The organism is Spirulina sp. CCNP1310 (assembly GCF_034932185.1).
Classification (GTDB): domain Bacteria; phylum Cyanobacteriota; class Cyanobacteriia; order Cyanobacteriales; family Spirulinaceae; genus Spirulina.
Genome location: NZ_JAYGHW010000030.1, coordinates 1 through 9,809, shown reverse-complemented (window position 1 = coordinate 9,809; position 9,809 = coordinate 1). Strand labels below are relative to the sequence as shown.

Sequence of the window (9,809 nt, the reverse complement as noted above, 5' to 3'; positions counted from 1 at the left end):
CATCACTCCTCACTCCTCACTCCTCACTCCTCACTCCTCACTCCTCACTCCTCACTCCTCACTCCTCACTCCTCACTCCTCACTCCTCACTCCTCACTCCTCACTCCTCACTCCTCACTCCTCACTCCTCAAGAAAGATCGATCCCCAATTTAAGGGCGGGGTTATTATCCCAGCGATCAGCCACATGGGCATAAATGCAGGTGGTACGGGGATCGGCATGGCCGAGGAGGTCTTGCACTTGGCGCAATTCTGCCCCGGAACGGAGGGCGAGGGTTCCGGCGGTGTGGCGGAGGCTGTGGGCGGAGATCGTGCGGCCAGGGGTGTGCTTCAGATGGGTTTGGGTAAGATAACGATCAACAATCAGCCGAATACCCCGACGGGAAAGGCGTTGGCCGCCGGCCCGATTCCCCACGGCAATAAATAGGGGGGTGGATGGGGTGAAATTTTCCCCTTGATCGCGGCGGGTTTGGAGGTAGTCCATGAGAATTTGGCCAATTTCCGGCGTGAGGGGGACAATCCGAATATTGCGTTTCCCTTCGACACGAATTCCTAAATGTTGCCCCTGTTGGATGACGTTGCTAACATTGGCGCGATGGAGTTCGACGGTGCGGGGGCCTTCTAGGGCCATGATCGCCAAGAGGGCGCGATCGCGCCTGACCTGCAACAATCGCACCGGATCAGGTTCCCCCACCCCTTGGGGAATGCTGGCCAGAAGTTTTTCTACCTCAGCTTTTTCTAAAAAGGTGATTCGCTCGGCGGGGTCGCGTTTTTCCCTTGGGGGCTTCACCCCAAGGGCGGGATTGGTGGGGAGGAGGCGATGCTCGACGGCGGCTTGATAAAACCGGCGCACGACCGAGAGCTTGAGGGCAATGGTGGCGGGTTTAAACCGTCGTACATTGATCAGCCAATGGCGATAACGCTTGATGTCGTTTTTATCCACTTGGGCGGGATGGAGGTCGTGGCGATCGCACCACTTTAAAAACTGCTCCACCTGCCGCCGATAGGTTTGCACCGTATCCGTAGCGGCATCACCAGCACTCACATCAATGCTTAAAAAGTCCGCAAAGGCCAATAGGAGGGCATCGCGGCTCACCAGAGCGGTTTCTGGTTGAGGTTGTAACGAGTTAGGCATCCAGACCTAGTAAATCCTTGAGATAGATCGTGGCTTCCTCAGGGGAAAAGAGCAACGCCTCACCATTACGCAGCAATTCATACTGGCTCCCGTGGTAGCCATGGCCGACAATCAGACCCCGCTCAAGGGCAGCGTTCCCCAGTTCCGTCAATTGATTGACAGCCTGGAAAGCGATTTCATAGTCTAGTTGTTGTTGCAGATCGTCGGTGTCCATGGCGATTGAAGCAATTTTGCCCCATCCTAACACCCCCTATGGAATATCGCCCCCTTGGCCGTAGTGATCTACGGGTTTCGGCAATCTGTTTAGGCACAATGACCTATGGCCAGCAAAATACCGTTCAGGAAGCTCATGAACAGTTAGACTATGCCGTCGCCCAAGGGATTAACTTTATCGATACGGCGGAAATGTACCCCGTCCCCGCAAGGGCGGAAACCCAGGGCAGTACAGAGGCCTATCTGGGTTCGTGGTTAGCACGGCAGGAGCGCGATCGCCTGATCATCGCCACCAAAGCCGCCGGGCCAGGGCCCCACATCGCCTGGATTCGGGGGGGCGATCGCAACTTAAACCGCGCCAATTTAGAACAAGCTGTGAACGACAGCCTGAAACGACTCCAAACCGACTACATCGACCTCTACCAACTCCATTGGCCCGATCGCTACGTTCCCCTTTTTGGTGCTGCTAACTACGACCCCCAACAGGAGCGGGACACGATCCCCATTGCCGAGCAGTTGCAAATCTTGGCGGATTTGGTGACAGCGGGGAAAATCCGCTACATCGGATTAAGCAACGAAACCCCTTGGGGTGTGAGTCAGTTTTGCCATTTAGCAGAGCAGTTCAATTTACCCCGCATCGTTGCGATCCAAAACGCCTACAGCCTCACCAATCGGGTTTTTGACATTCATTTAGCCGAAACCTGCCACCGGGAACAGGTGAGCTTACTGGCCTATAGCCCCCTCGCCTTTGGTTTCCTCACCGGGAAACACCGCAACGGCAAGGCCCCCAACAGCCGCCTCGCCCTCTTCCCAGGGTTCGATCGCCGCTATCAAAAACCCAATCTCGCTGAAGCCGTCGCCGCCTACGGGGAAATTGCCCAGCGGCACGGCTTAAGTTTGACGCAATTGGCTCTAGGGTTTGTGCGATCGCGCTGGTGTGTCACCAGCACAATCATCGGTGCAACGAGTTTAGCCCAGTTGCAGGAAAATATCGCCACTGCAACCATCACTCTCACCCCCGAAATGATTGCAGACATCGAAACCGTCCACCACCGCTATCCCAACCCCACCCCTTAATTTTGCTTTCTGTCCCTTCCCTAGGAGCGAAAATTTTTCGCCCTCCCCAAAGGCTGCTGCTTTCTGATATAATCTTTTTAGCGGCAAAACAAGCAAAGTTTCACGCCATTAAGCAGAGAAACCTGTTTCAAAATGGGTAGCCCGTGGGAGATTTTTTTCCTATACAACCGTGGGGCATCGGATCAATGATTGGCAGCAGTGAAGATGGCACGTTAGCCGTTAAAATGCCCGTTTTCGCATCAGTTCATCCATCTGACGCACTCTAAGTTATCTTGACTTAGGGTAAACACCAGAATCGCGATCGCGTTGTGGTTTCAATTCACTGAATTCAATATCAACTCAGATTTTTCTAGGAGCATTGAAGATGCCATTTACGATTGAATCCGCTCGCGGAATTTTCCCGAATACCCTCACCGCTGATATGGTTCCCGCAACCATTGCGCGGTTTAATCAACTCAGTGCTGAAGATCAATTAGCCTTAATTTGGTTTGCTTATTTGGAGATGGGTAAAAGTATTACCGTTGCGGCTCCTGGGGCGGCCAATATGCAGTTTGCTGAATCGACATTAAACGAGATTCGGCAAATGACCACCCTCGAACAAACCCAGGTGATGTGCGATCTCACCAATCGCGCTGATACTCCCATTTGTCGCACCTATGCAATCTGGTCTGTGAATATCAAACTGGGGTTCTGGTATCGCCTTGGGGAATGGATGGATCAAGGCATTGTGGCTCCAATCCCCAAAGAGTATAAACTCTCTGCCAATGCTTCTGCTGTGCTCCAAACGATTCGGAGTTTAGATCCCGGTCAGCAAATTACCGTCCTACGCAACACTGTGGTTGATATGGGCTATGACACCAGTAAACTGGGCAGCTATACCCCAGTTAGTGAGCCGGTGGAACCGCCTAAGGAAATGTCACAACGGACAAGGGTGAAAATTGAAGGCATTGATAACCCTGTCGTTCTCACTTATATGGATAATATGAATGCGAATGACTTCGATGCCAATATTAAATTGTTTCTCCCCGATGGGGCATTACAACCCCCCTTCCAAAAACCGATTGTCGGCACTGATGCAATCTTGCGCTTTTTCAAAGAAGAATGCCAAAACTTGCAATTGCTCCCCGAGCGGGGCGTTTCTGAACCCGCAGAAAATGGCTATACCCAGGTTAAAGTGACGGGCAAAGTGCAAACCCCTTGGTTTGGGGCTAGTGTGGGCATGAATATGGCCTGGCGGTTTTTGTTAGATTCCCAAAACAAAATCTTTTTTGTGGCCATTGATCTGTTAGCGTCACCCCAGGAATTACTGAACTTGGTGCGTTAATTTGATTGGTTTTAAATGAGGCTGCTGGCGGTGGTTTTGGGGTGATGGTGCGCGATTCTCCGGCGGAGACGCTGCGCGATTCTCCGGCGGAGACGCTGCGCGATTCTCCGGCGGAGACGCTGCGCGATCGCCCCTCACCCCCTCACCGGCAGCCTATGGTTTGGATTTCCCCATCCTTTGAGCAGATTAAAATAGACGGTTTTCGTCATGCCCCCAACAAACCCCCCACTGGAACAACAGTGGTCATCGACTGAACAAGAGATTGCCCGTCAAGCCTGCGATCGCGCCCGTGAACGAGAAATGGCCGCCTTGCTGGCCTATGTCCGGGAAACCGCAGGGGCGATCGCCTCCATGGAAACGCTCTGGAAATTACATGATTTCTTAAGTGCTCGGCGACATGATTTAGACAGCAAATATGCTGAAGATCAATATGATGCGATGATCTTTTTATTCGCTCGATTAATTAAAGAAGGCTGGTTAAGCCTTGAGGATCTGGCGGGCTTAGAAGTCAGCAAACTCACCAAGATTTCAGCACTGACAAAGCTATCACTGTGAGGTTGACATTCGGTTCAAGCTTCAGATTCAGGAAGTGATGAGCGATTGAGTCATGAAAACTAAATGAGTACAAAAGATGCTATCGTGATCATTGTCAATAAGCATCAATAATTGTCTGGGGATGCACCACTGTAATATTTGAAATATTGGCAAAATCAGCCGGATTTAAGGTGAGGATATGGTTTATTCCACAAGCCAACATTACCGAAACAATGCGGGCATCATGAGTTCGTTTGCCTTGAATTTGATGCTCCGTCACCAAATTCAGCCAATGGGAAAAAATGTGTGGTGTTTCTTCAGCCATGGGAAAACGGACAAGCAATTGATCAAGAATATTGCGCGTATACGAAACTGACCAACCCAAACCATTAACATCAACCGGACGGGTGGCCACAACCCAAAACTCAATCAAGACTTGTGCTGTTAGATAGCATTCATTGGCCTGTCTTAGCAAAATTGCCACACAGTCAAGAACTAAGCCATGCTGCTGATCGGAGGGATTGCTAAAACGGAGAACAACATTCGTATCAAGCAAATACTGGGTCATCCGTCGTAGATGTTGCCTCGTTCAAAGGCCTGATCCGGAAGGCTTAAACCGGTTTGAGACAGTTGAGCAACCCATCCTCGAAAATCTTCAGCCCTCTCCATCGGAGTCGCACCCTGCCAAAATGGGACGTTTTGGGTAAGCCCTTGCTGCTTTTTGATCAAGGCCACAAAATCAGCAATGGTTCTCAGTTGACTCTCACTGAGTTGATCAATTTCTTTTTTCAGGGTTTCCCGTAGCATTGATTTTCCCCATTGAGGTTCATAGCACTGAGTCAATCATAACTGCTGGTGAGGCAATGCAGGAATGGCCGAATACATCACCAGCGGCGTATAACTGGCTTGGTTAATTGATCGCCCCCACTGAATGAAGCCGTGGCTTATCATGGGGGCGATGCCTTTCAACCGAATGCCCCATGGCTGAACTCCTCGCCCTCAGCTTTCTCCTGGAACCCAACCATCCCGCCTACCTTGTCCAACCTGGCCAGGGCTACGATGGCGTAGTCCGGCTCACCATCGACGGCACAAGGACTTGCACCGGCTCACTCCTCACCAGCGGCCGCCATATCCTCACCGCCGCCCAATGCTTTGAAACCCAAACCCCTGGCCCCCCCACCCGGCAACCTAACCCCAATAGCGTTCAGATCACGTTTGAATTGCCCCATGGTTTGGTGAACCGCACCGCCACCGCCATCCATGTCCATCCCCAATGGGATAACAGCATTAACCACAACGCCAACCTGGCGATTATTGAACTAGCCGAAGCTGCCCCTGCTGAAGCCGATCGCTACCTCATCTATCGCGGCCAAGATGAACTGAGCGAAATTAATCAAGTGTTTACCCGCGTTGGTTATGGATTACCGGGGGATGGAGCCAACGGCGCAGACCCTAATGGCAGTTATCAACGGCGCATCGGGGGCAACCGTTACGATGCCTTTGGGGATCTGCTCAATCGCCCTCCCCAAGGTTTCCAAGCCGATGCCACGTTGGGGAATATCACCGCTCAAACCCAATTGCTCTATGATTTTGATACCTTCACCCGCACGCGGGATGCCCTCGGTCGGGAGTACGGCCTCCATGATTTGGGGGTGCTGCGGCCAATTATCGGCATCAGTGCCGCCGAGCGGGGTCTGCCCCCCTTAATGGATCAGGAATTGCCCGCCAACCCCCAACGGTTTGAAGCCATCCCCATTCCCCCCCAACCCCGCCCGGCTAACCCCACTCATCCCTTTGTGATTCCTTGGGAATCGGGAACAACAACGGGGGATGAAGGCAGTCCCGCCTTTATTGACGGTCGCATTGCCGGGATCGCCTCCCATGGCGTTGCGCCCCAAACCCCAGGAATTAACATGAGCGAGGGCCTTAATGGCAGTGTGGGGGAATATTTTTTAGATACAAGGGTCTCTGCCTATGCGGATTTTATTGAGCAAATTTTGCAGGAAACTACCCCGATCCCGGATCAAAGCGGGATGATCTTGGGGTTGATCGGGGGGGCGATCGCCCTTCTCTGGAGCCTACGCCTGAGGGCATAAGATGGAATCCGTTGATCCAATGGATGGGCGTGGGGGCGCAAAATTTCAAATTTCGCCCCTACTAGACCAAGGTATTTAATGCCGGAACCGAGAGCCAACGCCGTTCTTGGTGGGATTGATGGGTGAGATCCATCAGGCATTGAGAATAAACCCCTTCGACCAAACTGGGGGCGGCATTTTGGCCGGTGGTGATGCAATTGACCCAATGATCGACGACGCGAATAAAGGGGGCGAGGCGGCCATCGGTGAAGGCTTGGGGGAAGGCGAGGCGTTTAGGGATCTCCTGTTCCGTCAAGGTTTGGCCAGCGGGGGCTGTCCAGAGGCGGAAACCGTGGACATAATCCTTGAGATTATCACTGCCTAAAATTAGCGTCCCCTCATCGCCATAGACCTCCAACCAATGGCCCCGCCCTTGGTAGGTGACGGAACTGAGGGTAATTTGTACCGGCGTGCCGTCAGCCAATTCCAGCCAAATCAAGGCTGTATCATCGGCATCGACGGGTTTTAGCTGGTTGTTGGCTTTGGGGTCGGGTCGTTGGGGAATAGCGCAACTCAGTTGCCCAGAGAGCGATCGCACCTCCCCAAACAGCCAATAAATCATATCAAAGGCATGGGAACCAATCGCCCCCAACGCACCCCCCCCTTGATCCTTACGGGCATACCAATTCCAGGGGCGCGTTGGATCAGCACGGCTCACCACCAACCAATCCAGCTTAATCAGCCGGGGTTTCCCCACCACTCCTTCCCGCAACAGTTCCGCACACCGTTGCCAAGCGGGGACAAAGCGAAATTCAAAATCGGTGACGGCAATTAACCCCTGCACCCGTGCCAATCGTTCTAATGCCTGCACTTCCCCCCCATTCAAGGCCATCGGTTTTTCCAGGAGGATATGCTTGCCCGCATTGAGGGCGGCCTTGGCCATTTCGTAGTGTAAAAAGGGGGGAGTGGCGATCGCCACCGCATCCAAACCCGGTAGGCTCAGGAGTTGATCCAACTGGTTAAAGGCATGGGGAACCTGATGCTGCTCTGCGACTGCTTTCGCCTTATCCAGGTTTTGATTCCAAAGGGCCACCACTTGGGTTTCGGGATGGTGTTGGAATCCCGGTAGATGAATTTTCTGCCCGAACCCTGTCCCAATTACGCCGACGTTGATCATGTTTGCTCCTGATGGATTTGCTGGCAACTAGGAACAGTTTAAACCCCTCTTAGCCCACCCTTAGGCGCGGTGTTCTGCCCAATAGTCCCGTCATCAATCGCAGGGTGAATAAACGCAGGGGCCGGATTAAATATAAACCCCATAACCCCAAACGGCGCACCATGACCAGGGGCCAAAACTGATGAGAAAAACAGCGGTTGAGGAAATCCGTAAAAGCCAAAATAATCCCATTTTCCCCCCGTCGCCACCGTTCATAACGGTGCAACACCGCTACATTGCCGATATCTTCCCCTGCATTGTGGGCCGTGTGGAGAATTTCCGCCAAAGCCGCCGCATCCCGAATGCCGAGATTTAACCCCTGACCCCCCACCGGATGGCAACAGTGGGCGGCATCACCAATCAGAGCAAGGCGGGATTGCACATAGCGATCGCTCTGCATTAACTGCACCGGAAACGCGAGGCGATCGCTCACCAATTCCAAACCGCTAAATAAACCCTGGGTACGGGTTTGGAACCGCTCGATAAACGTCGCCGCATCCAATGCCACCAACGCCTGCGCCTGGGCATGGGGAGCCGTCCACACAATTTGACAGCGATTCCCTGGCAAGGGCAACACCCCCATGGGGCCGTCATACCAAAACCGCTCGTAGGCCGTATCATTCTCAGCATTTTCGTGGCGGATCGTGAATGTGACGCAGGATTGCCAATATTTCCAGCCTTTGGTTTTAATCCCTGCTTGCTGACGGAGGGGCGATCGCGCCCCATCCGCCCCCACCACGAGCCGCGTTCTCAAAATTTGGCGCGTTCCCCCGCTTTCCAATTCAAGCTCGGCGCAATGTTCCCCCTCCGTCATCCCTAACACCTGGGTTTGATAACGCCAATCCACCTGAGGTGATGACTGTTGCGCTAAATCCCCCTGCAACGTTTCCACCAACACCCGATGCTCCCCCACATAACCGAGGGCAGGCCGGTTTAAATCCCTTTGCTCAAAAGCCACCGTCCGGCCATAATCCGCATCAGAAAGGCGAATCTTACCAAAGGCCGCAATCTGGGGCAGAATCTGCGGCCATAGCCCTAATTGGCTGAAAATTTCCTGCGATCGCAGCGAGAGGGCATAGGCCCGCTGGCGTTGAGCCAAGGACTGGGGGGATTGGGCTTCAATGATTGTGATCCGCAGGCCCGTATCCTTGAGGGCTGCGGCCAGGGTAGCCCCCACAATGCCGCCGCCCACAATCGCCAGGTCACAATCCCACGCCGGAGTAGTTTCTACCATCGTTAACCGTTACATCGCTTTACATTTATTGTAAAGGCCATAGCGATGGGAACGAGGGAAATTTTGCGAAACTCGCCTCAAATTTTCCGGTACTGCTGTTGAGGGTGGCGGGGTTGGTTGGGGTATCGCATCCGGACGAGGCCAGCGGCGATCGCCGGTTTAAGATAATTTTTGCGGAACGTGGGTTGATGGGTTAAATCCAATTGGGCCATCAGTTCGCGGGTCGTCCAATAGGGTTCTGGGTGAGCGGTGCGATCGCCCATGATCGCCAAAAGTTGTTGAACTTGATCGCTAACTTGATCGGTAGCTTGATCGCTAACTTGATCGCTAGTTTGAACATACTGCTTAAGGGTTGCCATAATGACCTCCAACATGAACTCAATAAAAACAGTGCTATCCGCAGCCCGATCAGCCTGCTCAAGGGCTTGATAATACTGATCCGCCTGTGCTTTGATCAGGCTTTCCATGGGTAGAAGATAAAACAAATCGTTCCATTTCCCCAGAATGACTGTTTGCCACAGTCTACCCATCCGGCCATTGCCATCACTGAAGGGATGGATAAATTCAAGTTCATAGTGAAAAATACTACTGCTGATCAGGGGATGATGCTCCGTTGTCGCGAGCCATTCTAGCAAGTCATCCATCAGGAAAGGAACTCGTTTTGCGGGTGGGGCCACATGGGTCACGGTTGTCCCCCGATAAATCCCCACTCCCCCCCGGCGGAATTTACCGGCTTCGGTGAGAATTTCCCCCATCAGGATTTGATGGGCTGCCAACAGGTCTTTTTTTCGGGTTGCATCCCAATCTTTCAAGGCTTCATAGGCAAGGATCGCCCCTTGGACTTCTTGAATTTCCTTGGGTTCACCGAGGACAGGTTTACGGAATATCCCGATAGCTTGAGAGCAATGCGGTTTTAACCCAGGGATGAAAAGCAACGGCGGCTTTAGCCGCATTCTTACGCCAGATATGCTAGCATAAGAGAATGATTGTACTTGAGTTCAAA

12 protein-coding genes are annotated in these 9,809 nt (G+C 52.8%); 5 read left to right on the top strand and 7 right to left on the bottom strand.

Going from position 1 to position 9,809, the window contains the following annotated elements:
• Positions 1-128: 128 nt before the first annotated feature.
• Together VB712_RS07845 and VB712_RS07840 are read right to left on the bottom strand one after the other, a co-directional pair.
• The gene (locus VB712_RS07845; RefSeq protein ID WP_323253844.1) at positions 129-1,133 is read right to left on the bottom strand and encodes a tyrosine-type recombinase/integrase; all 1,005 of its coding nucleotides are present in this window, start codon (positions 1,131-1,133) and stop codon (positions 129-131) included.
• Positions 1,126-1,347, bottom strand: coding sequence for a hypothetical protein (locus VB712_RS07840; RefSeq protein ID WP_323253842.1), 222 nt, complete (start codon positions 1,345-1,347; stop codon positions 1,126-1,128). The genes VB712_RS07845 and VB712_RS07840 overlap by 8 nt, the downstream gene beginning before the upstream one ends.
• Before the next feature lie 38 nt (positions 1,348-1,385).
• Between VB712_RS07840 and VB712_RS07835 the strand changes: the two genes are divergently transcribed.
• The 4 genes from VB712_RS07835 to VB712_RS07820 all read left to right on the top strand — a co-directional run bounded on the left by VB712_RS07835 (position 1,386) and on the right by VB712_RS07820 (position 4,302).
• Positions 1,386-2,423: an aldo/keto reductase gene (locus VB712_RS07835; RefSeq protein WP_323253840.1), complete on the top strand. Its 1,038-nt coding sequence runs from the start codon at positions 1,386-1,388 to the stop codon at positions 2,421-2,423.
• 364 nt (positions 2,424-2,787) lie between these two features.
• Positions 2,788-3,747, top strand: coding sequence for an orange carotenoid protein N-terminal domain-containing protein (locus VB712_RS07830; RefSeq protein WP_323253838.1), 960 nt, complete (start codon positions 2,788-2,790; stop codon positions 3,745-3,747).
• A 5-nt stretch (positions 3,748-3,752) separates the two neighbouring features.
• Positions 3,753-4,001, top strand: coding sequence for a hypothetical protein (locus tag VB712_RS07825; protein ID WP_323253836.1), 249 nt, complete (start codon positions 3,753-3,755; stop codon positions 3,999-4,001).
• Positions 3,955-4,302, top strand: a complete 348-nt coding sequence (locus VB712_RS07820; RefSeq protein ID WP_323253834.1) for a hypothetical protein — start codon at positions 3,955-3,957, stop codon at positions 4,300-4,302. Before VB712_RS07825 ends, VB712_RS07820 begins: the two co-directional genes overlap by 47 nt.
• Positions 4,303-4,396: 94 nt before the next feature.
• Here VB712_RS07820 and VB712_RS07815 read toward each other — a convergent pair whose 3' ends face one another.
• Together VB712_RS07815 and VB712_RS07810 are read right to left on the bottom strand one after the other, a co-directional pair.
• Positions 4,397-4,849 (bottom strand): type II toxin-antitoxin system VapC family toxin, encoded by a 453-nt coding sequence (locus VB712_RS07815; protein ID WP_323253832.1) that lies wholly within the window; start codon positions 4,847-4,849, stop codon positions 4,397-4,399.
• Positions 4,846-5,088 (bottom strand): hypothetical protein, encoded by a 243-nt coding sequence (locus VB712_RS07810; RefSeq protein WP_323253830.1) that lies wholly within the window; start codon positions 5,086-5,088, stop codon positions 4,846-4,848. Before VB712_RS07810 ends, VB712_RS07815 begins: the two co-directional genes overlap by 4 nt.
• A 173-nt stretch (positions 5,089-5,261) precedes the next feature.
• On the opposite strand from VB712_RS07810, the gene VB712_RS07805 reads away from it, so the two are divergent.
• The gene (locus VB712_RS07805; RefSeq protein ID WP_323253828.1) at positions 5,262-6,377 is read left to right on the top strand and encodes a trypsin-like serine protease; all 1,116 of its coding nucleotides are present in this window, start codon (positions 5,262-5,264) and stop codon (positions 6,375-6,377) included.
• A gap of 61 nt (positions 6,378-6,438) precedes the next feature.
• On the opposite strand, the gene VB712_RS07800 is transcribed toward VB712_RS07805, so the two are convergent.
• From VB712_RS07800 to VB712_RS07790, 3 genes are all read right to left on the bottom strand, one after another.
• Positions 6,439-7,533, bottom strand: coding sequence for a Gfo/Idh/MocA family oxidoreductase (locus VB712_RS07800; RefSeq protein WP_323253826.1), 1,095 nt, complete (start codon positions 7,531-7,533; stop codon positions 6,439-6,441).
• Between the two features lie 49 nt (positions 7,534-7,582).
• Complete coding sequence (locus VB712_RS07795; protein ID WP_323253824.1) at positions 7,583-8,806, bottom strand: FAD-dependent hydroxylase; 1,224 nt, start codon at positions 8,804-8,806, stop codon at positions 7,583-7,585.
• A 77-nt stretch (positions 8,807-8,883) separates the two neighbouring features.
• A complete protein-coding gene (locus tag VB712_RS07790; protein ID WP_323253822.1) occupies positions 8,884-9,759 on the bottom strand; it encodes a Fic family protein in 876 nt (291 codons plus the stop codon).
• Positions 9,760-9,809 lie beyond the last annotated feature (50 nt).